This window comes from Lysobacter silvisoli (assembly GCF_003382365.1).
Taxonomy (GTDB): Bacteria; Pseudomonadota; Gammaproteobacteria; order Xanthomonadales; family Xanthomonadaceae; genus Lysobacter; species Lysobacter silvisoli.
In genome coordinates this window covers 92,988-117,384 of sequence record NZ_QTSU01000001.1, presented here as the reverse complement: position 1 = coordinate 117,384, position 24,397 = coordinate 92,988, and the positions used below count along the sequence as shown (strand labels likewise).

Below are 24,397 nucleotides of genomic sequence, written 5' to 3'. Positions count from 1 at the left end.
TGACGGGTGAGGTGTCCCCGTCGTTCCCGCGAAGGCGGGAACCCAGGGCTTCATCCAGGCATGACTCCGAAGGCCGACGGCCCTCGGGCCTGGCCCGATGGCGCTCACTCCGCCGGCAGGTTCATTTCCTTGAGCAAATGCGGCGCCGGGTAGACCTTGGCCAGCAGCCAGCGCAGGTAGCGCATGTCGACGTGGATCGCGCGCTTGTAACGCGGGTCGAACATCCAGCTGGCGCTGACCGCCTCCCAGTTGCTGTCGAAATTCAGGCCGATCAGCTTGCCGTGGGCGTCGAGCACCGGCGAGCCGGAATTGCCGCCGGTGGTGTCCAGGTTGGTCAGGAAATCCACGGTCTGGGTCTTGAGCTCGGGATCGGCGGTGCTGCCGAAATCGCCTTGGGCGATGGCCTCGCGCAGCGCCTGCGGCGCGGCGAAGGGCGCGGTGCCGGTGTGTTTCTCGATAATGCCCTGCACCGTGGTCAGCGGGCGGTAGCGCACGCCGTCGCGCGGATCCATGGTGCTGACCTTGCCGTAGCTCACGCGCAGGGTGGAGTTGGCGTCGGGATAGACCGCGCGGCCCTGCGACTTGCGATAGCCGATCAGCGCGCGCATGTAGGCCGGGCGCAGGCGCAGCAGTTCGCCGTCGCGGGTCTTGCCCTCGTCTTCCAGGCGCATGAAGGCCGGGGTCAGGATCGCGGCGGCCTGGAGCAGCGAGTCGTCGGCGCCTTGCAGGGTCTTGGCGTCGGCGCCGATGGCCTGCAGGCGCGCGGCTTCCTCGCCCAGGCCGGTGCGTGCGTAGACCGCGTCGATGCCGCGCCTGATCGCGGCCTCGTCCTCGCCCGGGAACACCTGATCGATCTCGGCCACGCGCAGGTTCGGCGCCAGCGCCTTGTACTGCTTGAGCAAGTACAGCAACAGCTCGCGCTCCACCGCCGGCGCGTAGCGGCGCTGCACCTGCTTGAGGCGGCCAGTGATGAGCACTTCATCGCGCTGCTGGTAGCCGGACTCGCGCTGGGCGTCGGGCTTGGCGCGTTCCAACGCCAGGCGCTGCACGGTCAGTGCGGCGTTGAGCAATTGGGTCTGGTTGCGGATCGCGCTGAGCAACTGGTCGCGCTCGCGCGTGGCCGCGGACGCGTCCAGCACCTTCTGCGCGGCGTCGATGTCGGCGCGCGTGGCCTTGGCCTGCGGCTGCTTATCCAGCCAGGTGAGCATGGCGGCCTCGTCCTGACCGCGCACGCGCACCGCGTCGCTGCGGCGCAGGCCGTCGAGCTCGCCCTGGGCGCGCTTGAGCGTGTTCTTGAAACTGGCCACCTGCGCGGCGTAGCGCACCTTGGCGTCGGCGTCCTTGGCCGCGGCGGCCTCGATGGTGTCGATCATGCGGTCGAACAGGGCCACGCGCGACGGCAGCTGCCATTCGATCTGCTGCTTGAACTCCGAGGCCATGCGATGGCGGAAGGTCACGCCCGGGTAGCCGGCGAGCATGGCGTAATCGCCCTCGCGCACCGGGTCGGTGCCGATCTGCAGATGGCCCGGCGGCTGATAGGGCACGTTGTCGGGCGAGTAGTCGGCCGGCTTGCCGTCCTTGCCCACGTAGGCGCGCAGCAGGGTGAAGTCGCCGCTGTGGCGCGGCCACATGAAGTTGTCGACTTCGTCGCCGTAATTGCCGATCGCGTCCGGCGGCGCGTAGACCAGGCGGATGTCGCGCAGTTCGAGCTGGCGGATCAGGTAGAAGTCGGTGCCGTAGTACATGTTGGCCACGCTGCAGCGGGTGCCCGCCTCGCGCTCGCATTCGGCCACCGCGGCCTTGGTCGCCGCATCGACGGCGTCGTAATAGGCGCGGCCGCGTTTGCCGCGTGCGCCGGCCAGGATGCGGTCGGTGATCTTGTCGAAGCCGGTGGTCACCAGCACGCGGTAATCGGGGTTGGCCGGCAGTTCGGCGGCGCGGTCGGCGGCGATGTAGCCGTTGCCGATCAGGTCGCGCTCGGGTTTGGAGTTGTACTGGATCACGCCGAAGGCGACGTGGTGGTTGGTCAGCACCAGGCCGTCGGCGGAGACGAAGGCGCCGGTGGCGCCGCCGACCTTGACCACCGCGTTCATCGGCGGCTTGGCCAGCTCGGCCAGGTCGCCCGGCTCGCCCTGGAAACCGGCCGCGCGCAGCTGGCCGGCGATCTCGGGCAGCTGCGAAGGCATCCACATGCCCTCGTCGGAATGGGCGGGCGCGGCGCACAGGGCCAGGGACAGGGCTAACAGACGGGGGCGCATGGTCGTTCCGGATCGCTGGGGAGCGGCGACGATAGGCGATTGCCGCCGGGTGCGGCAAACGCGTGCCGGGGCCGGCACGGGGCGCCGCCGGGCGGGGCGCGTATAATTTCGTCCCGTTTCCGCGCCTTCCGCGCGGTCCCCAAGGCATGCATCCCCATGACGCAAACGATGAAGGCGCTGGTCAAGCGCGAAACCGGCAAGGGCATCTGGATGGAACAGGTGCCGGTGCCCGCGCCGGGCCCCAACGAGGTCCTGATCAAGCTGGAGAAGACCGCGATCTGCGGCACCGACCTGCACATCTACCTGTGGGACGAGTGGAGCCAGCGCACGATCAAGCCGGGCCTGGTCATCGGCCATGAGTTCGTCGGCCGCGTGGTCGAACTGGGCGCGGGCGTGTCGGGCTACAGCATCGGCCAGCGCGTGTCGGCCGAAGGCCACATCGTCTGCGGCCACTGCCGCAACTGCCGCGCCGGCCGCCAGCATCTTTGCCCGAACACCACCGGCATCGGCGTGAACCGCAACGGCGCCTTCGCCGAGTACATCGTGATGCCGGCCAGCAACCTGTGGCCGATCCCGGACCAGATCCCGTCCGAGCTGGCCGCGTTCTTCGACCCCTACGGCAACGCCGCGCACTGCGCGCTGGAGTTCGACGTGGTCGGCGAGGACGTGCTGATTACCGGCGCCGGCCCCATCGGCATCATCGCCGCGGGCATCTGCAAGCACATCGGCGCGCGCAACGTGGTGGTCACCGACGTCAACGACTTCCGCCTGAAGCTGGCCGCCGACATGGGCGCCACCCGCGTGGTCAACGTGGCCAACCAGTCGCTGAAGGACGTGATGGCCGACCTGCACATGGAAGGCTTCGACGTGGGCCTGGAAATGAGCGGCAATCCGCGCGCGTTCAACGACATGCTCGACTGCATGTACCACGGCGGCAAGATCGCCATGCTCGGCATCATGCCCAAGGGCGCCGGCGTGGACTGGGACAAGATCATCTTCAAGGGCCTGACCCTGCACGGCATCTACGGCCGCAAGATGTACGAGACCTGGTACAAGATGACCCAGCTGGTGCTGTCGGGTTTCCCGCTGGGCAAGGTGCTCACCCACCAGCTGCCGATCGACGATTTCCAGAAGGGCTTCGACCTGATGGAGACGGGCAAGGCGGGTAAGGTCGTACTTAGCTGGAACTGAGTAGTAGGAGATAGCGGATAGGAGTTAGGAGATAGCGAAAGCTGTCTCCGCCCCTGCTTTCGCTATTTCCTAACTCCTACCTTCTATTTTTTCGCCCCGCCGCCCCGCCAAAGACGACGCCACCATGTCCCTGACCCAACGCTACGCCGATACCCTCGACGAGATCCGCGCCGCCGGCCTGTTCAAGGCCGAGCGCATCATCACCAGCCCGCAGTCGGCCGAGATCGTGCTCGAGGACGGGCGCACGGTGCTCAACTTCTGCGCCAACAACTACCTGGGCCTGGCCGACCATCCGGACATCATCCAGGCGGCCAAGGACGCGCTGGATACGCACGGCTTCGGCATGGCCTCGGTGCGCTTCATCTGCGGCACCCAGGACCTGCACAAGCAGCTGGAAAAGACCATCGCGGATTTCTTCGGCACTGAAGACACGATCCTCTATGCCGCCTGCTTCGACGCCAACGGCGGCCTATTCGAGCCGCTGCTGGACGAGAACGACGCGATCATCTCCGACGCGCTCAACCACGCCTCGATCATCGACGGCGTGCGCCTGTGCAAGGCCAAGCGCTTCCGCTACGCCAACTGCGACATGGCCGACCTGGAAAAGCAGCTGCAGGCCGCCGACGTGGCCGGCTGCAAGACCAAGCTGATCACCAGCGACGGCGTGTTCTCGATGGACGGCTTCATCGCGCCGCTGGACGAGATCGTGGCCCTGGCCAGGAAGTACGGCGCGCTGGTGCACATCGACGAATGCCATGCCACCGGCTTCCTCGGCGCGACCGGCCGCGGCTCGGCCGAGGTCAAGGGCGTGATGGACGGGATCGACATCTTCACCGGCACCCTGGGCAAGGCCATGGGCGGCGCGCTGGGCGGTTTCACCACCGCCAAAAAGGAAGTGATCGAACTGCTGCGCCAGCGTTCGCGCCCCTATCTGTTCTCCAACTCGCTGCCGCCGCACGTGGTGGCCGCCGGGATCAAGGCGTTCGAGATGCTGTCGGCCGCCGGCGAGCTGCGCGAGCGCCTGGCCGCCAACACCGCCTACTTCCGCGAGCGCATGGGCGCGGCCGGTTTCGACATCAAGCCCGGCGTGCACCCGATCAGTCCGGTGATGCTGTACGACGCGCCGCTGGCGCAGAAGTTCGCCCAGCGCCTGCTCGAAGAAGGCATCTACGCCATCGGCTTCTTCTTCCCGGTGGTGCCGCAGGGCCAGGCGCGCATCCGCACGCAGATGTCGGCCGCGCATACGCGCGAACACCTGGACCGCGCGATCGCGGCATTCACCAAGATCGGTCGCGAACTGGGCGTGATTCCGGCCTGATCGGGCCGGGTCGAAACGACCGCGGCGCCACCTGGGCGCCGCGATGCAAGTGTTGGTCACGGGCCGCCGCAAGGGCGGCCCGTGCGTATCGGGCGCTTACTGCTGCGCCGCGATCATTTCCTGCTCCACCCGCAGCATGCTCTGGGTGAGCATCAGCAAATGGACCTGCGCCTGCGCCAGATAGGCCGGCGAAGTCGGAATCTGCTGCAACACCGCGTAGTCCAGGTTCAGCTGCTGCGAGTTCAGGCTGGCCAGCTCGGTCTGCGCCACCGCACGCTGCTGCGCCGGGCCGTTGGTGTACTGGCCGTTGTTGTAGGTCAGCTGGTTCTCCTGCTTCAACTGCAACAGCGAGAGGGTCAGCATCTGGCTCTGCACGTTGGCCGTGGTGAACGCGACGCGGGCTTCGTTCACGCGGCCGGCGTTGGCGTGCATCACCGCGATCTGGTGCTGCAGCTGGACCTGGGCGAAGTTGAGCTTGGCCACTTGCAGCTTCTGGTTGGCCACGACCGGATCGGCCGAGGCCAGCGGGGCCAGGGCCAGCATCAGCAGCAGCATCAGAGCCTGCAGGGCGGACTTGGGGGTATGACGCATGTGTGCTCTCCATGAGGATGGGGGAAGCGCGCAACCGTGCGCGCGGTAAGACGCCGGCGCCGGACATCCGGGCCGGGTGCGGCGTATGTCGTCGAAACCGGTCTGTAGGCGGATCGGGCGATCCGGGCCGGCGGCCACCTCCTTGTGCGGATAGCGCGCCCGTCATGGACGCGGCCGGCGCGGCGGCGCGAATGCGCGGCCGGGGCGGCGGAGGCAGCCTAGCCGATGCTTGCGATGCGGGGCCAGTGCCGCGCGGGGTGAAGATCGCGAGCAGATGCGCGCGATGCGAGCGCCAGCTACACCGTGGCTGTCTCCTCCTTCGAAAAAGGGGGATTAAGGGGGATGCGCTTTTTCGCTATACGCAGCGATCTGCGCCAAGAAGCAAATCCTCCCCAGCCCGCCCGGCCAGCAAGCGCAGCTTGCTGGCATTCGATCGTGCGCGAACCTGCGGTTCGCAAGCGCACGCCCTCACCCTCTACAAAGGAGGGAGCTAAGCCAGAATGCATGGCCGCGCGTCAGCGCCCGCGCTCCGCACGCGCGATGCGGCGGCGCTTGCTTTCCTGCTGTGCCTTCACCGCCGGCGCGCCCTTGGCCACGCGCACGCCGCGGGCCTTCATCCAGGCGTCGAACTCGTCGGCGGTCATGCGCCGGCCGTTCTGTTCCATGTCGAAGCGCCAGGGCGTGTTGTCGTAGCGAGTTTTGGGTTTGTACGTGGCGGGATCGTTGCCGGCCGCGCTGCGCGTGCGCGGTGGCTTGCTGCGGCGCGCGCTGAGCTCGCCGCAGGCGGCCAGCGGCGAGGCCAGGCCCGCATGCGCCGACGGCGCTTGCGCGCCCGCCAACGCCGCCAGAGCGGACGGCGCGGCCGCACGTTCGCGCATCGGTTGCGCACCGGCCGCGGCCGGTTGCAGCAGCAAGGGCATTGCCCTGGCCTCTTCGCCCGCGCAAGCGGGTTCCTGCGCGTACGCCGCGCCCGCACACAACAGCCACGGCAGCACCATCGCGATCGCACGCATCGTTTCGTCTCCCCGAACGTCGGCGGCGAGTCTAGATGCAACCCAAAGATGCGAAACGGTGAAGCGCCGCACACTCTCGCGTGAGCCCTGCATTCGGGCATCCGTTCGCGGCGCGAACGCACGTTGCGGTTGCGTGCTGGCGCACTGTTTTTTCGGAACGCGAACGCGGCGGTTCAGCACGCGCGTCGCACTGCGCGCGGACGAGGCCTCAGCGCCGCAACGCGGCGGCTTCGGCGGCGCTCAGGCGCCGCCACTGGCCTTTGGGCAATTCGCCCAGCGCCAGCTCGCCGATGGCCACGCGCAGCAGGCGCAGCACGGCGATGTCCAGCGCGGCCAGCAGGCGGCGGATCTGGCGGTTGCGGCCTTCGTCGAGCACGATCTGCAGCCAGGCGTTCTTCTCGCCATGACGCAGCAGCACGGCCGATTTCGCGCGCAGGCGTTCGCCCTGCTCGTCCACGCCGGCGACCAGCGCCGCCAGCAGTTCGGGCGTGGGTACGCGGTCGATCTGCACGTGGTAGGTCTTGTCCGGCCCGTGCTCGGGATCGGTGATGCGCGCGGCCCACTCGGGGTCGTTGCAGAACAGCAGCAGGCCCTCGCTGGCGCGGTCCAGCCGGCCCACGGGCGCGAGCCAGGGCAGCGGCGCGCCGTCGAGCACGGCGCCGTCGAAGCAGCGGTAGACGGTGTCGCGGCCCTGCTCGTCGCGGGCGCTGGTGACCAGGCCACGCGGCTTGTTGAGCATCAGGTAGATCGGCTCGGCGCGGTCCAGCTCGCGGCCGTCCACGGCGATGCGCTGGCGGCCGCGCGGGTCGCGCCGAATGGGGAACTCGGGATCGCGCACCACACGGCCGTCGACCTGCACGCGGCCGTCGGCGATCCAGCGCGCGGCTTCGGTACGCGAGCATAGGCCGTGCTTGGACAGCACGCGGGCCAAGCCGTGGCGGGGGGTGGCGTTCATGGCGGCGCGGACCGCGCGCGGGCGCGGGCGCGCTGCGGCGGGCTTACTTCTTCTTGCCCTTCTTCTCGTCCTTGGGCGGCTCGGCCGGCGCGGGCGCCGGTGCCGGCGTCGCCGCGGCGGCAGGCGCCGAACCCGGCGCGCCGCGGGCCACGCGCACGCCCTTGGCCTTCATCCAGGCGCTGAACTCGTCGGCGGTCATGCGCTTGCCGCCCTGGCTCATGTCGAAGCGCCAGGGAGTGTTGTCGAACTGGGTCTTGGGCTTGTACGCGGCCGGATCGTTGGCGCTGGGCATGCCGCTGGAGGCCGGGGTGGCGCGGGCCAGGTTGCAACCGTCGATGCGCATGCGCAGCAGCACGCGGTCCACCGACAGCGATTCGTCGAAGGCCTGCGAGAGCACGCCGGTGGGCGCGCCTAGCTGATGCGTGGGCGCGACCAGTTCCGAGGAGATCGGTGCGATCACGGTGGGCTGCACCGGCAGCGCCGGCAGGGTCAGCGAGCCGCAGTTGCCGACTTCGGCCTGGGCGAGCTGGGCGATCAACAGCAGCGGCGCTGCGGCTAGGACACGATGCATGGCGAACTCCTCCCGGTCTTGTCCGTCGCGGTGCCCCGACTGGCGCGGACCCGACCCCGGGGAGTGTAGGCGCGGGGGGCGGATCGGACAACCGCGGGGGAGCGGATCGCGCTCACATTCCCCTGTGTTGGGGCGAATCGGCGGCGAAGTTGGGTCGCGCCAATCTTGCGAAGGCGCGATCCGAGACTTCGCAGCCCTGCCTGGATGAAGCCCTGGATCCCCGCGTTCGCGGAGATGACGAAGGGGAGCAGGCGGCCGCGACCGGATGAGGATGAAGCGCTTCGGGGCGCTGTCTGGATGAAGCCCTGAACCCCGCATTCGCGGGGATGACGCTGGGGATCGGCAGGTTTCGGCGGCGCAAAAAAACGAAGCCCGGCTTGCGCCGGGCTTCGCGGTGTTGCTTTCGGGTTCCGAGGAACCCGCGACGTCCTTAGTTCTGGACGTTCAGCTCGGTGCGGCGGTTCTTCGCACGGCCTTCCGGATTGTCCGAACCATCTTCGTTGGTGTTCGGAGCGATCGGGCGGCTCTCGCCGTAGCCGTTCGGGCCGGCCAGACGCGAAGCGTCGACGCCGTTGCTGGTCAGGTAGTCGTACACGGCCGACGCGCGGCGCTCCGACAGCTTCTGGTTGTAAGCGTCGGTGCCCTTCGAGTCGGTGTGACCGGCGACTTCGACCTTCAGCTCCGGATAGCGCTTCAGGATCTCGACGGCCTCGTTCAGGATCGCGATCGCGTCCGGACGCAGGGTCGACTTGTCGAAGTCGAAGTTCACGCCCTTCAGGTCGATCGAGACCGGCACCGGGCAGCCGTCCGGACCGATGGTCTGGCCAGCCTGCGAACCGGGGCACTTGTCGTCGCAGTTGTTCACGCCGTCGCCGTCGTCGTCGCCGTCGGCGCAGTTCGGAGCGACCGGCGTCGGAGCCGGAGCGACCGGCTCAGCGGCTTCCGGACCCAGCGGCACCACGATGCCGACCGAGGCCAGCACGTCGCCGAACCAGTCTTCGTCCGGAGCGGCCACGCTGGTGTCGTCGAAATCGGCGCGGTAGGCCAGCTCGGTGCGGATGCCGACGCGGCCCAGGTCGCCCTGGATGCCCAGACCGACCTTGGCGGCCAGGTTGCCGTCTTCACGGCGGCCCGGCGAGTTCGGCGACGGGAAGGCGTTGAACTCTTCTTCCGAACGCTGGTAGCCGATACCCAGCAGGGCGTACGGGTTCCAGTTGCGGCCTTCGGTGATGAAGTGGCGGCGGAAGTCCAGCGACACGCCGTACTGGCTCCAGGACAGGTCCTGGTCAGCGTCGAACTTCGGGTGCTGATAGTTCAGCTCGCCGTCGACCGACCAGTTCGGGCTGATGAACTTGCCCACGCCCAGACCCAGGAACGGCGCGTTGCGGGTGCCACGGTCGTTGTCCTGGATGTTCATGCCGGCGGTGCCGGTCAGGTACCAGCGGTCATCGAAATCCTGCGCGCTGGCCGCCTGGGCAAACGCCAAGCCCGCGAGCAGTGCGGTGCTCAACAAACGGATCTTCATCATCTAACTCCTTCAGATCGGGGAACGGTTTGATTCACGGCGCAATCGCGTGACAGGGACTCGGTCTGGCGCGTCTGGCCGTCAGGGGGTCACTGGCCGGCCAGATAATACACTGTCAAGACGATTGTTAATACCACTTAACGTTCAGGTTTAAGAGTGGTTCCTAAATAAAGAGAGGCCCGGCAAAAGGCCGGGCCTCTCTCCTTACTTAGCGGTTTTGCTCAGTCCAGCTGAGACCCATTCAGTTCTGGGCGTTCAGCTCGGTACGGCGGTTCTTCTCGCTCTTGCAGCCCGGGAAGGCCTGACCCATGTCTTCCAGCGGACGGCTCTCCCCGTAGCCGATCGGACCGGCCAGACGACCGGCGTCGACGCCGTTGCTGGTCATGTAGTCGTACACGGCGCGGGCGCGGCGCTCGGACAGGCCCTGGTTGTAGCCGTCCTTACCGCACTGGTCGGTGTGACCGGCCACTTCCACGCGCAGCGACGGGTTGCGCTTCAGGATCTCGACGGCCTCGTTCAGGATCGCGATCGCGTCCGGACGCAGGGTCGACTTGTCGAAGTCGAAGTTCACGCCCTTCAGGTCGATGGTGATCGGCACCGGGCAGCCGTCCGGACCGATGGTCTGGCCAGCCTGCGAACCGGGGCACTTGTCGTCGCAGTTGTTCACGCCGTCGCCGTCGTCGTCGCCGTCGGCGCAGTTCGGAGCGACCGGCGTCGGAGCCGGAGCGACCGGTTCGGTGGGTTCCGGACCCAGCGGCACCACGATGCCGACCGAGGCCAGCACGTCGCCGAACCAGTCTTCGTCCGGAGCGGCCACGCTGGTGTCGTCGAAATCGGCGCGGTAGGCCAGCTCGGTGCGGATGCCGACGCGGCCCAGATCGCCCTGGATGCCCAGACCGACCTTGGCGGCCAGGTTGCCGTCTTCACGGCGGCCCGGCGAGTTCGGCGACGGGAAGGCGTTGAACTCTTCTTCCGAACGCTGGTAGCCGATACCCAGCAGGGCGTACGGATTCCAGTTGCGGCCTTCGGTGATGAAGTGGCGGCGGAAGTCCAGCGACACGCCGTACTGGCTCCAGGACAGGTCCTGGTCGGCGTCGAACTTCGGGTGCTGATAGTTCAGCTCGCCGTCGACCGACCAGTTCGGGCTGATGAACTTGCCCACGCCCAGACCCAGGAACGGCGCGTTGCGGGTGCCACGGTCGTTGTCCTGGATGTTCATGCCGGCCGTACCGGTCAGGTACCAACGGTCGTCGAAATCCTGCGCGCTGGCGGCTTGGGCCAAACCCAGGCCACCGAGCAGGGCGGCGCAGAGTAGTTTCTTATTCATGCTGAGGCTCCTAGGTGAATGAGGGAAACCGCTGCTGCGAGATTCCGGTCCGCTGTTACAGACGCCTTCCGGCGCCATCCCGCGCAGGTTAGGTTTGCCTATGTGAAAGTCATGTTAACGACCAAATAACATTGGCCCGCCATGCCGGCACGCTCCACAGGGGGTGTGGCCTGGTGGCACAAACGGACCTAGGCCTGCAGCCAGGCCATGAAGTCGGTCACGGGCAGCGCGTCCAGGCGTTGCGGGTCGCGCGCCAGCGCGCGCAAGCCCTCCGCCCGCGCCGCCGGCAGCCGCGCGCCGATGGCGGCGTCGAACTTGGCCATCAGCACCGGCAGGCCTTCGGCCCGGCGCTCGCGGTGGCCGATGGGCGCGTCGATGGCCACGCGCGGAGTGGCCGTGCCGTCGCGGAAGAACACCTGCACGGCGTTGCCGATGTAGCGCTTGTCGGGGTCGTAGTAGTCGCGGGTGAACTGCGCGCGTTCGCTTACGGCTGTGAGCTCGCGCAGCGCGTCGATGCGCGGATCGCGCGCGACGTCGTCGCCGTAGTCCTGCGCGGTGAGCCGGCCGAAAATCAGCGCCACCGCGACCATGTACTGGATGCAGTGGTCGCGGTCGGCGTAGTTATCCAGCGGACCGGTCTTGTCGATGATGCGCAGCGCCGCCTGCTGGGTTTCGATCTCGATGCGTTGTATGTCGGCGATGCGATGCTCGACCAGCGCGTGCAGCTGCAGCGCGCACTCCACCGCGGTCTGGCCGTGGAATTCGGCCGGGAAGCTGAGCTTGAACAGCACGTTTTCCATCACGTAGCTGCCGAAGTCGCGTTCGAACTCGAAGGCCTGCCCTTCGAACGCCACGTCGTAGAAGCCCCAGTTGGGCGCGGACAATGCGCTGGGCGTGCCGGGCTCGCCCTTGACCGCGTTCAAGGCATGGATCACCGCGCGCCGGCAGGCGTCGCCGGCGGCCCAGCTCTTGCGCGGGCCGGTGTTGGGCGCGTGGCGATAGGCGCGCAAGGCGCCGTTGTCCAGCCACGACTGCGAGACCGCGGCGGCGATGGCGTCGCGGTCGCCGCCCAGCAGTTGCGTGGCCACCGCGGTCGAAGCCAGCCGCACCAGGATCGTGTGATCCAGGCCGACGCGGTTGAACGCATTGCGCAGCGCGTACACGCCCTGGATCTCGTGCGCCTTGATCGCGTAGCCCAGCACGTCGCGCATGCTCAGCGCGCGGCCGCCCGCGGCTTGCGCGCGGCGGCCGCTGTAGTCGGCGACGGCGAGGATCGCACCGAGATTGTCGGAAGGATGGCCCCACTCGGCCGCGAGCCAGGTGTCGTTGAAATCCAGCCAGCGGATCTGCACGCCGATGTTGTAGGCGGCCTGCGCCGGGTCCAGTTCGTAGCCGGTATACGGCACGCGCGCGCCGCCACTCAGTTCGGCGCCGGGCACCAGCGGGCCCAGGTGGCGCACGCAGTCGGCATGCTCCATCGCCAGGGCCGCACAAGCCAACGAGTCCAGCAGCATGGCCCGCGCGGTGTCGTAGGCCAGCGCCGATCGCACGCGGTAGTCGGCCACGTAGTCGGCGATGGCCTGCAGCGACGGGTCGGTCGGCGGACGCACGGCGGAACGCAGGTCGGGGTGGCTCATGGGCGCGGCCGGTGGCGACGGATGGCGGCGATGGTGCCCGTTCGTCGGCGACGGCGGCGTCATCGCGGCGGCGGCGGCGCCACCAAGGCTGGAACGCAGCGGCGCGCGGGTGCAGGCTAGTCGGGGTCCGCGCCCGCCGCCATTCTGCCGCCATGGACATACCCACCCGCCTGCCCACGCTGTTCCTGTCGCACGGTTCGCCGATGCTGGCCATCGACGACACGCCGGCCGGCCGCTTCCTCGACGGCCTGGGCGCGCAATTGCCCTGGCCCAAGGCGATCGTGGTGGCGTCCGCGCATTTCCTCACCGACCGGCCGATGCTGGGCGGGCATGCGGCGCCGCACACGGTGCACGACTTCGGAGGCTTCCCGGCGCCGCTGTACGAGCTGCGGTATCCGGCGCCCGGCCATCCCGCGCTGGCCGAATCGCTGCGCGAGCGTCTGGAAGCCGCGGGCCTGCGGCCCAAGGTGCGCGAGGCGCACGGACTGGACCACGGCGTGTGGGTGCCGCTGCGGCGGATGTATCCGCAGGCGGCGATTCCGGTGGTGCCGCTGTCGGTGATGCCGCACGGCGACGCCGCGCAGCACTATGCGCTGGGCCGCGCGCTGGCGCCGCTGCGCGAGGAAGGCGTGCTGGTGATCGGCTCCGGCGGCTTCGTCCACAACCTGGGCGATCTGGACTGGCAGCACCGCGACGCGCCGCTGGCGCCGTGGGCGCAGGCCTTCGCGCAGTGGATGCACGAGCGACTGGACGCGCAGGACCTGGACGCGCTGCTGGACTGGCAGCGGCAGGCGCCGAATGCGCGCCACGCGCATCCGACCGTGGAGCATCTGATGCCGCTGTTCGTGGCGCTGGGCGCGGCGGGCGAGCAGGCGTCGGTGCGCGCGATCCATCGCTCGCATGAGTTGGGCACGCTGGCTTTGGATGCGTTCGCGTTCGATTGAGCCATCACAGCGCTTGCCTTGGGGTAGGAGCGGCGTGAGCCGCGACCGCGACACCTCAATTGCGAAGCCAGCGCCGTAATCGTCTTGACGCGGTCGCGGCTCACGCCGCTCCTACCCCAAAGCTGTTGCGTAGCAATGGGGTTGCTGGCGCTACGGCACCGACAGTTCGTACCGCTCCCACGGCGGATGCTCGCCGAAGCGTTCGGCCAGGAAGTCGGCGAAGGCGCGCACGCGCGGCGGGATCAGGCGGCGTTGCGGCATGACCGCGTAGATGCCCGATTCGGCCACGCTGTAATCGGGCATCACCGGGATCAGGCGCTTGGCGCGCAGGTCCTCGTTGACGTGCCAGGTGGAATGCACGGCGATGCCCAGGCCGGCGACCACCGCGTCGCGCAGCAGCTCGCCCAGGTTGCTTTCGAAACGCCCCGACACCCGCACCGCGGTTTCGCGGCCCTGGCGGTCGCGGATGCGCCACAGGTCCTGTCGGCCCTGGCTGCCGACCAGCAGCAGGCAGTCGTGGCGCGCGAGTTCCTCGGGCGAGTTGGGCATGCCGTGGCGGCGCACGTAATCGGGCGAGGCGCAGATCACCCGTCGGTTGGGCGCGAGCTTGCGCGCGACCAGGGTCGAATCCTCGAGCGCGCCGATGCGGATGGCCAGATCGAAGCCCGAGCCGACCAGGTCCAGCAGCTGGTCGCTGAGGTTCACGCTGATCTTGAGCCTGGGGTGCAGGGCCAGGAACTCGGGCAGCAGCGGCGACAGGTACTGGCGCCCGAACGAGGCCGAGGCGGTCAGGCGCAGGGTGCCGGCGATCTCGGTGGCGGCCTGGCGCAGGCCGCCGGTCAGCGCTTCCAGATCCTCGACCAGGGCCCGGCCCTGCTCGGCCAGCGCCGCGCCCTCGGGCGTGGGCCGCAGCTGGCGCGTGGTCCGGTGCAACAGGCGCACGCCCAGGTCGCGCTCCAGCCGCTTCAGGCGCTGGCTGGCCACCGCCACCGACAGGTCCAGGCTGCGCGCGGCGGCGCTGATCGAGCCCAGGTCCAGCACCCGCAGGAACAGGGAAAGGTCGCCGACTCGGTCCATGGCTTTATCAACAAATTATTGAAACTGATTAGCCATCTTGGTGCTTTCTGCTGAATATGCAAGCTTCCAGACTGCGCGCCTCCCCTGCGGATGCCCGTCATGGAACCCCTCGCCCTCCCCCGTTCACAGCCCGGCGCGCCGAAGCAGCGCATGCCGATCGCGCTGTACGCCCTCACCGCCGGCGCCTTCGGCATCGGCACCACTGAATTCGTGATCATGGGCCTGCTGATGCAGGTGGCCGCCGACCTCAAAGTCACTATCGCCGCCGCCGGCCTGCTGATCTCCGGCTACGCTCTGGGCGTGTTCGTCGGCGCGCCGCTGCTGACCAGCGCCACCCGCCGCCTGCCGCGCAAGACCGTGCTGGTGGCGCTGATGCTAATCTTCACCCTGGGCAACATCGCCTGCGCGATCGCGCCCAACTACGCCACGCTGATGGTCGCGCGGGTCATCACCTCGCTCGCCCACGGCACCTTCTTCGGCGTGGGCGCGGTGGTCGCCACCGGCCTGGTGGCCGAAGACCGCAAGGCCTCGGCGATCTCGATCATGTTCGTGGGCCTGACCGTGGCCACCCTGCTCGGCGTGCCGGCCGGCGCCTGGCTGGGCCTGCACCTGGGCTGGCGCGCGACCTTCTGGGCGGTGGCGCTGATCGGCGTGATCGCCACCATCGTCATCACCGCTTTGGTGCCGCGCGACCGCGGCGCGGTGCAGAACGTGCCGCTGCGCCAGGAGATCCAGGCCGTGACCCACCCGCAGGTGCTGCTGGGCCTGGCCATGACCGTGCTCGGCTTCGCCGGCGTGTTCACCGTGTTCACCTACATCCAGCCGATCCTGACCCAGGTGACCGGCTTCGCCGAAAGCGCAGTGTCGCCGATCCTGCTGGTGTTCGGCGTGGGCCTGATCGCCGGCAACCTGCTCGGCGGCCGCCTGGCCGACCGCCGTCTGGCGCGCGCCCTGGTCGGCACCCTGATGGCGCTGGCGGTGGTGCTGGGCCTGATGACGTTCGCCCTGCACAGCAAGATCGCCGCGGTGGTGTTCGTGTTGCTGCTCGGCATCGCCGCCTTCGCCACGGTTTCGCCGATCCAGCTGTGGGTGCTGCAGAAGACCGACGCGGCCGGCCGCAACCTGGCCTCCAGCCTCAACATCGGCGCCTTCAACCTGGGCAACGCGCTGGGCGCGTGGCTGGGCGGCGCGGTGATCGACGTGGGCCTGGGCCTGGGCGCGGTGACCTGGGTGGCGGCACTGGTGACGGTGTCGGGCATCGCCCTGGCGCTGTGGGCCGCGCGCCTGGACGCGTCGGCACGCACGCCGTCGTTGGATGCCGCCGCAGCCTGCCCGGCCGGCTGATTCTTCTCTCTTCAGCGCGCGGCTCCGCGCCGCGCGCCCCACTCAAGGACTCGTCATGGACACCCGTTTTCTCGGCCGTTCCGGCTTCAAGGTTCCCGTGCTCGGCTTCGGCGCCGGCACCTTCGGCGGCCAGGGCCCGCTGTTCAGCGCCTGGGGCAACACCGACGTGGCGCAGGCGCAGCGCCTGATCGACCTCTGCCTGGAGGCCGGCGCCAATCTGTTCGACACCGCCGACGTGTATTCCGACGGCGCCTCCGAATCCATCCTGGGCGCCGCGCTCAAGGGCCGCCGCGACCGCGCCATCGTCTCGACCAAGCTCAGCCTGCGCGCGGGCGACGGCGCCAACGACGTGGGCGCCTCGCGCCACCACCTGATCCGCGCGGTCGATCGCGCGCTGCAACGCCTGGACACCGATTACATCGACCTGCTGCAGCTGCACCACTACGACGCGCAGACGCCGGCGGAACAGGTGATGTCGACCCTGGACGACCTGGTGCGCGCGGGCAAGCTGCGCTACCTGGGCGTGTCCAACTATTCGGGCTGGCAGCTGATGAAGTCGCAGGCCGTCGCCGAGCGCTACGGCTATTCGCGCTTCGTCGCCAACCAGACCTATTACTCGCTGATCGGCCGCGACTACGAATGGGAGCTGATGCCGCTGGCGCAGGACCAGGGCGTGGGCGCGGTGGTGTGGAGCCCGCTGGGCTGGGGCCGGCTGACCGGCAAGATCCGCCGCGGCCAGCCGCTGCCCGCGGGCAGCCGCCTGCATGAAACCGCGGGCTTCGCCCCGCCGGTGGACGAGGAGCGCTTGTACCGCGTGGTCGACGCGCTGGACGCGGTCGCCGCCGAAACCGGCAAGACCGTGCCGCAGGTGGCGCTGAACTGGCTGCTGCAGCGGCCCACCGTGTCCACGGTGCTGATCGGCGCGCGCAACGAGGAACAGCTGCTGCAGAACCTGGGCGCGGTAGGCTGGAACCTCAGCCCCGCGCAGGTCGCCGCGCTGGACGAGGCCAGCCGCGTCACGCCGCCTTATCCCTACTACCCGTATTGGAACGGCATGTTCGCCGAGCGCACGCCGCCGCCGGTCTGATTCGCCCCTCCTTCCCCGCTCACTCGAGAACGCACATGGACACTGCCTCCCTTTCCGGTTGGACCGCCGTGGTCACCGGTTCCACCGCCGGCATCGGCTACGCCATCGCCGAGGAACTCGCGCGCGCCGGCGCCGACGTGGTGGTCAACGGCCGCAGCCAAGCGCGCGTGGACGCGGCGCTGGCCGCGCTCACCGCCGCCGTGCCGGGCGCGCGCCTGCGCGGCGTGGCCGCCGATCTGGCCAGCGCGCAAGGCGCGGCGCAATTCATCGCCGCGGTGCCGCAGGCCGACATCCTGATCAACAACCTGGGCATCTTCGTGCCCACCGACTTCGCCCGGATCGAAGACGAGGAATGGCAGAAGCTGTGGGACGCCAACGTCATGAGCGGCGTGCGCCTGTCGCGCCATTACTTCGGCGGCATGCTCGAACGCGACCGCGGCCGGGTGGTGTTCCTGTCCAGCGAATCCGGCCTGCAGATCCCGCCCGAAATGATCCACTACGGTGTGACCAAGGCCGCGCAGATCGCGCTCGCGCGCGGCATGGCCCAGCTCACCACCGGCACCGCGGTCACGGTCAATTCGGTGCTCGCCGGCCCCACCCGTTCCGAAGGCGTGGGCGTGTTCGTCGAACAACTCGCGCAGCAGCAGGGCGTGAGCGCGGCGGAGTTCGAAAAGCAGTTCTTCGACACCGCGCGCCCGACTTCGCTGCTGCGGCGCTTCGCCGAACCGGCCGAGATCGCGCGCGTGGTCGCCTTCGTCGCCAGCCCGGCAGCCTCGGTGGTCAACGGCGCGGCGATCCGCGCCGAAGGCGGCCTGGTGCTGTCGGCGTTCTGATTCCCCTTTCCCTAAGACATCGCAAAGTTCCGGAGCTGCCATGAAAGCCGTCGCCCTGACCCGCTACCTGCCCATCGACGATCCCGAGTCCCTGCTCGACCTCACCCTGCCCGACCCCGCCGCGCCGCAAGGCCACGACCTGCTGGTGCAGGTGGAGGCGATCTCGGTCAATCCGGTGGACACCAAGGTGCGCGCACCCAAGCCGACGGTGGAAGCGCAGCCGCGCGTGCTCGGCTACGACGCCGCCGGCGTGGTGGTGGCCGTGGGCGATGCGGTCACCCGCTTCAAGGTCGGCGACCGCGTCTACTACGCCGGCGACATCACCCGCCCCGGCAGCAACGCGCAGTTGCAGCTGGTCGACGAACGCATCACCGGCCACGCGCCGCAGTCGCTGGACGCGGCCCAGGCCGCGGCGCTGCCGCTGACCGCGATCACCGCCTGGGAACTGCTGTTCCAGCGCATGCCCTTCGATGCCGACAAGGGCGGCATCGGCAAGACCGTGCTGATCATCGCCGGCGCCGGCGGCGTGGGCTCCATCGCGATCCAGCTCGCGCGCCGCGCTGGCTTCAACGTGGTCGCCACCGCCTCGCGCGAGGCCACCGTGGCCTGGTGCAAGGCCATGGGCGCGCACCACGTCATCGATCATCGCCAGCCGCTGCTGCCGCAGTTGCAGGCGCTGGGCCACGCCCAGGTCGAGGCGGTGCTGAACCTGGCCGACACCGACCGCTACTGGGACGCCATCGGCGAACTGCTGGCGCCGCAGGGTCATGTGGGCCTGATCGTCGAGCCCGCCGGCGCGCTGCGCATCGGCGATCCGTACAAGGCCAAGTGCATCGGCATCCATTGGGAAATGATGTTCTCGCGTCCGCGTTTCCGGACCGCCGACATGGTCGAACAGGCGCGCATCCTGGACCGCGTGGCCAAGCTCATCGACAGCGGCGAGCTGCGCGGCATCCATAACGAAACGCTGGGCCGCATCGACGCGGCGACGCTGCGCGAGGCGCACCGCCGCCTGGAATCGGGCAGCACCATCGGCAAGCTGACCCTGGCCGGCTGGTAAGCGCATGGACGCCGCCGCCTGGTGGCTGTTCTGCTCCCTGGCCCTGCTGACCGCGTTCAGTCCGGGACCGGCGGTGCTGCTGGCCTTGTCGAATGCCGCCGCGCACGGCCCGCGCCGCGCGCTGCTGGGTTCGGCCGGCAACGCGCTGGGCGTGTTTCTGGTCTCGGCCACCGCCATGCTGGGCCTGGGCGCGGTGCTGAAGACCTCGGCCTGGCTGTTCGCCGCGCTCAAGCTCGCCGGCGCGCTCTATCTGCTGTGGCTCGGCCTGCGCCAATGGCGCCAGCGCGCAGACCTGTTCGCGCGCGTGCCCGAACCCACGCGCGCGGGCGCGACGCGGCGCCTGTTCCTGCAAGGCCTGCTGGTCGCGTCCACCAACCCCAAGAGCATCCTGTTCTTCACCGCGCTGCTGCCGCAGTTCATGCGCACCGACGCGCCGCTGCTGCCGCAGTTCTTCGCCCTGACCCTGAGCTTCGCCGCCTGCACCGTGCTCTCGCACCTGTGCTACGTCGGCCTGGCCGGCGTGCTGCGGCGCTGGCTGGCCACGCCGCAACGCGCGCGCTGGTTCAACCGCGTGCTGGGTACGGGCTACGCCGCGATGGGGTTGAGCCTGCTGCGCTGGCGGCCGGCGGCGGCCGCATAAAAAGGGGCCGGCATGGCCGGCCCCTCCCCTGTTGCTCGCTGCATCGCGGCTCAGTGCCCGCGCGCGACCTCGTAGCCGTTGAAGACCAGCGAGGCCGAGGCGCGTCCCTGGGTCAGCGAACGCAGCGCGGTGCTGTAGCCCGACAACTGCGCCAGCGGCGCGCGTGCGCTCACGTCCGCGCGCGTGCCCTTGTCGTCGATAGCCAGCACCCGCCCGCTGCGGCGCTGCAGGTCGCCGACCACGTCGCCGACGTTGCCGGCCGGCGTGTCCACCACCAGCGCCATCACCGGCTCCAGCAGGGTCGTGCCGGCGATCGCCAGCGCCGCCTTCAGCGCCTCGGCCGCCGCGCGTTGGAACGCCAGTTCCGACGAATCCACCACGTGGGTCTCGCCGTCTACCAGGGTCACGGTCAGGCCCACCACCGGACAGCCGCGCGGGCCTTCCATCAGCGCGCTGCGCAGGCCCTTCTCCGTGGCCTGGACGAAGTTGCGCGGGACCACGCCGCCGCTGGTGCGGTCGAGGAACTCGAAGCCGCCGTCCTCGCGCGGGGCGACGTCGATGACCACGCGCGCGAACTGGCCGACGCCGCCGTTGCGCTTGGACACCTTGCCTTCCACGCCCGCGACCGCGCCGCTGGGCGTTTCCTGATAGGCCACGCGCGGCGAGCCGGTGCGCACTTCCACCTTCCACTCCCGCCGCAGGCGTTCGACCATGACCTCCAGGTGCAGCTCGCCCATGCCCCAGATCAGGGTCTCGCCGGTGTCCTCGTCGCTGCCGACGCGGAACGACGGATCCTCCTGGACCAGGCTGGCCAGTCCCTGGCCCAGCCGGATCAAGTCGCCGGACTGGGCCGCGTTCAAGCGCCACGACAGCACCGCGGGCTGGGCCTGGATCGCGTCCAGCAGCAGAGTCCGCGCAGGTGCGCTGAGCGTCTCGCCGCTGACCGCGTCCTTCCAGCCCTGCACCGCGACGATCTCGCCGGCATAGGCCGCGTCCACGTCGCGGCCCTGGTCGGCCTGGACCACGACCAGGCGGCCCACGCGCAGGGCGCGTTCGCGCCGCGAGGCCCACACCGTGTCGCCCACCCGCAGCGTGCCCGAGTACAGACGCACGAACGAGAGCGCGCCGTGTTCCTGGTGCACGATCTTGAACACCAGACCCGCGAGCGGACCGGCGGCGTCGGGCGCGAGCGCGACGTCGCCGCCTTCGCTGTCGGCGCGCACCCAGGGGCGGTCCAGCGGCGAAGGCAGGTAATCGACGATCGCGTCCAGCAGCGTTTCCACGCCCTTGTTCTTGAACGCCGAACCGGCCAGCACCGGGGTGCCGGCGCCGCTCAGGGTGCCGCGACGCAGCGCGGCCTTGAGCGCGGCCGCGTCGACCTCGCGCCCTTCCAGATAGGCCAGGGCGAGTTCGTCGTCGGCATCGGCCACGGCCTCGACCAGGCGCAGGCGTGCGGGCTCGTGCGCGCGCGCTTCCTCGGCGGTCCACGGCCGGCGCGACAGCGCCGCTTGCGCGTCCCACAGCACGGTTTCGCGCGTCACGTAGTCGATCCAGCCCTGCAGCTCGCCTTCGGCGCCCACGGCCCGACCCAGCGCCCACGGCACCGCGTCGAGCTTGTCGCGCATCTGCGCCAGCACGCCGTCGAAGGACGCGCCTACGCGGTCCATCTTGTTGACGAAGGCCAGCAGCGGCACGCCGTGCCGGCGCGCCTGGCGCCACACGGTTTCCGATTGCGGCTGCACGCCGTCCACGGCGCTGAACACCGCGACCGCGCCGTCGAGCACGCGCAGCGAGCGCTCAACTTCGATCGCGAAGTCGATATGGCCCGGCGTGTCGATGATGGTCAGCCGATGCGGGTCCTGCCCGGCCGGTGTCCAATGCGTCTGCACCGCCGCGGCGCCGATGGTGATGCCGCGATCGCGCTCGATCGGATTGAAGTCGGTGGTGGCGGCGCCGTCGTGCACTTCGCCGGTGCGATGGATCGCGCCGGTCTTCCACAACAGTCGTTCGGTCAGGGTGGTCTTGCCGGCGTCGACGTGGGCGATGATGCCGAGGTTGCGCCAGCGGGAGACGGTGGTGGTGGAGGTGGTGGTGGTGTTCATATGAAGCTCGCTGTTCGTTGCCAACACGGGAGGCCGCGCGCGGCGGTTGGCAACGCAGCGCGCGGCTAGGGTTCGGTCTCGGCCGCGGTATTCACGACACGTTCTCCTTGGTTTCTCGGTTGCTTGAGTGGTGGGGTTGCGGACTCCGGAGCGGGCTCCGGGCCGGACGGCGGGCCAAAAAAAAAGCACCCTTGCGGGTGCTCTGTTCGGTGTGGCGGCGGAGGCGCCGGACTAAGCCGCAACGCAACCGCAGATCACAGGAGGCAGGCGCACCCGGCCCGCGCTCGCGCGCAGGGCATGCAGCGATATCAGCAGCGGGTACGACGTCATGGGCGGCCTGGACCGGGTGATGGGTGCACATAGAGTAGGGGCGGCCGCGCCGGAGTCAACGGCCGCCGCGGTGCGCGCGGCGGGATGCAGCGTTGCGCCGCCATGCGGGCCACCGGCCGCCGCCGGGCGGTGGTTGAATCCCAGCCGTTTTCCCGGCATCGTGCGCGCTCCATACGCCAGCGTACTTTCGCCATGACGGCCGCCAGCTCATCGACCGCCCCGCACCCTGTGTACCCCAAGCTGTTCGAGCCGCTGGACCTGGGCTTCTGCACCCTGCCCAACCGCGTGCTGATGGGCTCCATGCACACCGGGCTGGAAGACAAGGCGGCGGATTTCCCCAAGCTGGCGGCCTACTTCGGCGAGCGCGCGGCCGGCGGCGTGGGCCTGATCGTGACCGGCGGCTTCGCCCCCAACATCGTCGGCTGGCTCAAGCCCTTCGGCGGCAAGCTCAGCTGGCGCTGGGAAGCGGGCAAGCACCGCCAGGTCACCGCCGCCGTGCACGAGCACGGCAGCCGCATCTGCCTGCAGATCCTGCACGCCGGCCGCTACGGCTATCACCCGCTGCAGGTGGCGCCGTCCAAGCTCAAGGCGCCGATCAACCCCTTCACCCCGCGCGCGCTGACCGGCTGGGGCGTGCGTTCGCAGATCAAGGCCTTCGTGCGCAGCGCGCAGCTCGCACGCGAGGCCGGTTACGACGGCGTCGAAGTCATGGGCTCGGAGGGCTATCTGCTCAATCAGTTCACGGTGCCGCGCACCAACCGCCGCGACGACGCCTGGGGCGGCGACGCCGCGCGCCGCATCGCCTTCGCCGTGCAGATCGTGCGCGGCATCCGCGCCGCCTGCGGTCCGGATTTCATCATCATCTACCGCCTGTCGATGATCGACCTGGTCGACCAGGGCTCGACCTGGGAGGAAGTGATCGCCCAGGCCCAGGCGGTGGAGGCCGCCGGCGCCACCCTGATCAACACCGGCATCGGCTGGCACGAGGCGCGCATACCCACCATCGCCACCTCGGTGCCGCGCGCGGCCTTCACCGGCATCACCGCGCGGCTCAAGCCGCACGTGTCGCTGCCGCTGGTCACCACCAACCGCATCAACATGCCCGACGTGGCCGAGCGCATCCTGCGCGAGGGCGAGGCCGACATGGTGTCGATGGCGCGGCCGCTGCTGGCCGACCCGGCCTGGGTGGCCAAGGCACGCGAGCGCCGCAGCGACGAGATCAACACCTGCATCGCCTGCAACCAGGCCTGCCTGGACCACGTGTTCGAGAACAAGCACGCCAGCTGCCTGGTCAACCCGCGCGCCTGCGCCGAGACCGAACTGGTCTACCGCCCCACCGCCGCGCCCAAGCGCGTGGCCGTGGTCGGCGCCGGCCCGGCCGGCCTGGCCTGCGCCACGGTCGCGGCCGAGCGCGGCCACCGCGTGACCCTGTTCGATGCCGCCAGCGAGATCGGCGGCCAGTTCAACCTGGCCAAGAAGATCCCGGGCAAGGAAGAGTTCCACGAGACCCTGCGCTACTTCCGGCGCAAGCTGGAAACCACCGGCGTGGACCTGCGCCTGAACACCCGCGCCGATGCCGCCGCGCTGCAGGGCTACGACGAAGTGGTGCTGGCCACCGGCATCGCCCCGCGCGAGGTCGATTTCCCCGGCAGCGACCACCCCAAGGTGCTCAGCTATCTGGACGTGCTGCGCGGCGGCACCGTGGCCGGCGCCAAGGTCGCCATCGTCGGCGCCGGCGGCATCGGCTTCGACGTGGCCGAATACCTGGTGCATCCGGCCGGCCACGACAGCGCCAGCCTGGACCCGGCACGCTGGCGCGCCGAATGGGGCGTGGACCTGGGCTACGGCGACAACCGCGGCGGCCTGGGCGAAGCGCGGCCCGAACCGCCGGCGCGCCAGGTCTGGCTGCTGCAGCGCAGCCCCGGCAAGCCCGGCGCGCGCCTGGGCAAGACCACCGGCTGGATCCACCGCGCCACGCTCAAGGCCAAGCAGGTGCGCATGCTGGGCGGGGTGGAATACCTGGGCATGGACGACGAGGGCTTGCGCATCCGCGTGGACGGCAGCGAGCAGGTGCTGGCGGTGGACCACGTGGTGGTCTGCGCCGGCCAGGAGCCGTACAAGCCGCTGGCGGCCGAGCTGGCCGCGGCCGGGCGCAGCGCCCACGTGATCGGCGGCGCCGATGTGGCCGCCGAACTGGACGCCAAGCGGGCCATCGCCCAGGGCAGCCGCCTGGCGGCGGCGCTGTAAACCGTTTCCAGGCCGACCCTAGGGCGGCCTGCGTCACACTTGCTGCACCGTCTCGCCCCGGGCAGATACCCTGTGCTGGCAAGGCCTTAGCGCCTATTCAGAGTAAAAACTTAAGTTATTTCGCGTACTTAGCCATAGCGATTCAGCGAGCGTTTAGTTAGCCGCCGCTACCGTGCGCCAACTTTCACGCCGCCGCTTCAGGTGGCACACCCTCGCCGCCCGCATCGTCCATGCGGTCCACGGCACGGGGCAAAAGCGCGCCGCAGAGCCGCTGCCCTCCCCAGTACGCCATGCCGGTCCATACCGTGTCAGCCATCTCCCACTAGGAGGAGACGGAGGTCGCAGTG

Annotated in this window: 19 protein-coding genes; 9 read left to right on the top strand and 10 right to left on the bottom strand. The window is 69.6% G+C overall.

The features are described 5' to 3' along the window. Window positions 1–104 precede the first annotated feature (104 nt). Window positions 105–2,258: a S46 family peptidase gene (locus DX914_RS00575; RefSeq protein WP_231118078.1), complete on the bottom strand. Its 2,154-nt coding sequence runs from the start codon at window positions 2,256–2,258 to the stop codon at window positions 105–107. 156 nt (window positions 2,259–2,414) lie between these two features. Between DX914_RS00575 and tdh the strand changes: the two genes are divergently transcribed. Next, complete coding sequence (gene tdh, locus DX914_RS00570; RefSeq protein ID WP_196778790.1) at window positions 2,415–3,449, top strand: L-threonine 3-dehydrogenase; 1,035 nt, start codon at window positions 2,415–2,417, stop codon at window positions 3,447–3,449. A 124-nt stretch (window positions 3,450–3,573) separates the two neighbouring features. Continuing rightward, window positions 3,574–4,767, top strand: coding sequence for a glycine C-acetyltransferase (gene kbl / locus DX914_RS00565; protein WP_115857151.1), 1,194 nt, complete (start codon window positions 3,574–3,576; stop codon window positions 4,765–4,767). 96 nt (window positions 4,768–4,863) lie between these two features. On the opposite strand, the gene DX914_RS00560 is transcribed toward kbl, so the two are convergent. The 7 genes from DX914_RS00560 to DX914_RS00530 form a co-directional block, all read right to left on the bottom strand. Further along, a complete protein-coding gene (locus DX914_RS00560) occupies window positions 4,864–5,358 on the bottom strand; it encodes a hypothetical protein (RefSeq protein ID WP_115857150.1) in 495 nt (164 codons plus the stop codon). A gap of 515 nt (window positions 5,359–5,873) precedes the next feature. Beyond that, window positions 5,874–6,371, bottom strand: a complete 498-nt coding sequence (locus tag DX914_RS00555) for a hypothetical protein (RefSeq protein ID WP_231118076.1) — start codon at window positions 6,369–6,371, stop codon at window positions 5,874–5,876. A 208-nt stretch (window positions 6,372–6,579) separates the two neighbouring features. After that, a complete protein-coding gene (locus tag DX914_RS00550) occupies window positions 6,580–7,326 on the bottom strand; it encodes a pseudouridine synthase (protein ID WP_115857149.1) in 747 nt (248 codons plus the stop codon). 43 nt (window positions 7,327–7,369) lie between these two features. Next, on the bottom strand, window positions 7,370–7,897 hold the full coding sequence (locus DX914_RS00545) for a hypothetical protein (protein ID WP_115857148.1): 528 nt from the start codon (window positions 7,895–7,897) through the stop codon (window positions 7,370–7,372). Between the two features lie 430 nt (window positions 7,898–8,327). Then, window positions 8,328–9,422, bottom strand: coding sequence for an OmpA family protein (locus DX914_RS00540; protein ID WP_115859063.1), 1,095 nt, complete (start codon window positions 9,420–9,422; stop codon window positions 8,328–8,330). Window positions 9,423–9,663: 241 nt separating this feature from the next. Further along, window positions 9,664–10,749: an OmpA family protein gene (locus DX914_RS00535; protein ID WP_115857147.1), complete on the bottom strand. Its 1,086-nt coding sequence runs from the start codon at window positions 10,747–10,749 to the stop codon at window positions 9,664–9,666. A 188-nt stretch (window positions 10,750–10,937) separates the two neighbouring features. Continuing rightward, a complete protein-coding gene (locus DX914_RS00530) occupies window positions 10,938–12,386 on the bottom strand; it encodes a bifunctional 2-methylcitrate dehydratase/aconitate hydratase (RefSeq protein WP_115857146.1) in 1,449 nt (482 codons plus the stop codon). Window positions 12,387–12,538: 152 nt separating this feature from the next. Here DX914_RS00530 and DX914_RS00525 point away from each other — a divergent pair, with 152 nt between their 5' ends. After that, entirely contained in the window at window positions 12,539–13,330 is a 792-nt protein-coding gene (locus tag DX914_RS00525) for a DODA-type extradiol aromatic ring-opening family dioxygenase (protein WP_115857145.1), read from the top strand. Between the two features lie 150 nt (window positions 13,331–13,480). Here the strand turns inward: DX914_RS00525 and DX914_RS00520 are convergent, their stop codons facing one another. After that, the gene (locus DX914_RS00520; protein ID WP_115857144.1) at window positions 13,481–14,407 is read right to left on the bottom strand and encodes a LysR family transcriptional regulator; all 927 of its coding nucleotides are present in this window, start codon (window positions 14,405–14,407) and stop codon (window positions 13,481–13,483) included. Window positions 14,408–14,557: 150 nt separating this feature from the next. Between DX914_RS00520 and DX914_RS00515 the strand changes: the two genes are divergently transcribed. Genes DX914_RS00515 through DX914_RS00495 form a run of 5 tightly spaced genes read left to right on the top strand, consistent with a single transcriptional unit; the run spans window position 14,558 to window position 19,371 of the window. Next, the gene (locus DX914_RS00515) at window positions 14,558–15,751 is read left to right on the top strand and encodes an MFS transporter (protein WP_115857143.1); all 1,194 of its coding nucleotides are present in this window, start codon (window positions 14,558–14,560) and stop codon (window positions 15,749–15,751) included. Window positions 15,752–15,806: 55 nt separating this feature from the next. Continuing rightward, on the top strand, window positions 15,807–16,838 hold the full coding sequence (locus DX914_RS00510) for an aldo/keto reductase (RefSeq protein ID WP_115857142.1): 1,032 nt from the start codon (window positions 15,807–15,809) through the stop codon (window positions 16,836–16,838). A gap of 35 nt (window positions 16,839–16,873) precedes the next feature. After that, the gene (locus DX914_RS00505) at window positions 16,874–17,671 is read left to right on the top strand and encodes an SDR family NAD(P)-dependent oxidoreductase (RefSeq protein WP_115857141.1); all 798 of its coding nucleotides are present in this window, start codon (window positions 16,874–16,876) and stop codon (window positions 17,669–17,671) included. Window positions 17,672–17,711: 40 nt separating this feature from the next. Further along, window positions 17,712–18,731, top strand: coding sequence for a zinc-binding alcohol dehydrogenase family protein (locus DX914_RS00500; RefSeq protein WP_115857140.1), 1,020 nt, complete (start codon window positions 17,712–17,714; stop codon window positions 18,729–18,731). Between the two features lie 4 nt (window positions 18,732–18,735). Further along, a complete protein-coding gene (locus DX914_RS00495) occupies window positions 18,736–19,371 on the top strand; it encodes a LysE family translocator (RefSeq protein ID WP_115857139.1) in 636 nt (211 codons plus the stop codon). Window positions 19,372–19,421: 50 nt separating this feature from the next. Here the strand turns inward: DX914_RS00495 and fusA are convergent, their stop codons facing one another. Beyond that, window positions 19,422–21,473: an elongation factor G gene (gene fusA / locus DX914_RS00490; RefSeq protein ID WP_115857138.1), complete on the bottom strand. Its 2,052-nt coding sequence runs from the start codon at window positions 21,471–21,473 to the stop codon at window positions 19,422–19,424. 522 nt (window positions 21,474–21,995) lie between these two features. Between fusA and DX914_RS00485 the strand changes: the two genes are divergently transcribed. Beyond that, window positions 21,996–24,050, top strand: coding sequence for an NADPH-dependent 2,4-dienoyl-CoA reductase (locus DX914_RS00485; protein WP_115857137.1), 2,055 nt, complete (start codon window positions 21,996–21,998; stop codon window positions 24,048–24,050). The last annotated feature ends 347 nt before the right edge of the window (window positions 24,051–24,397 follow it).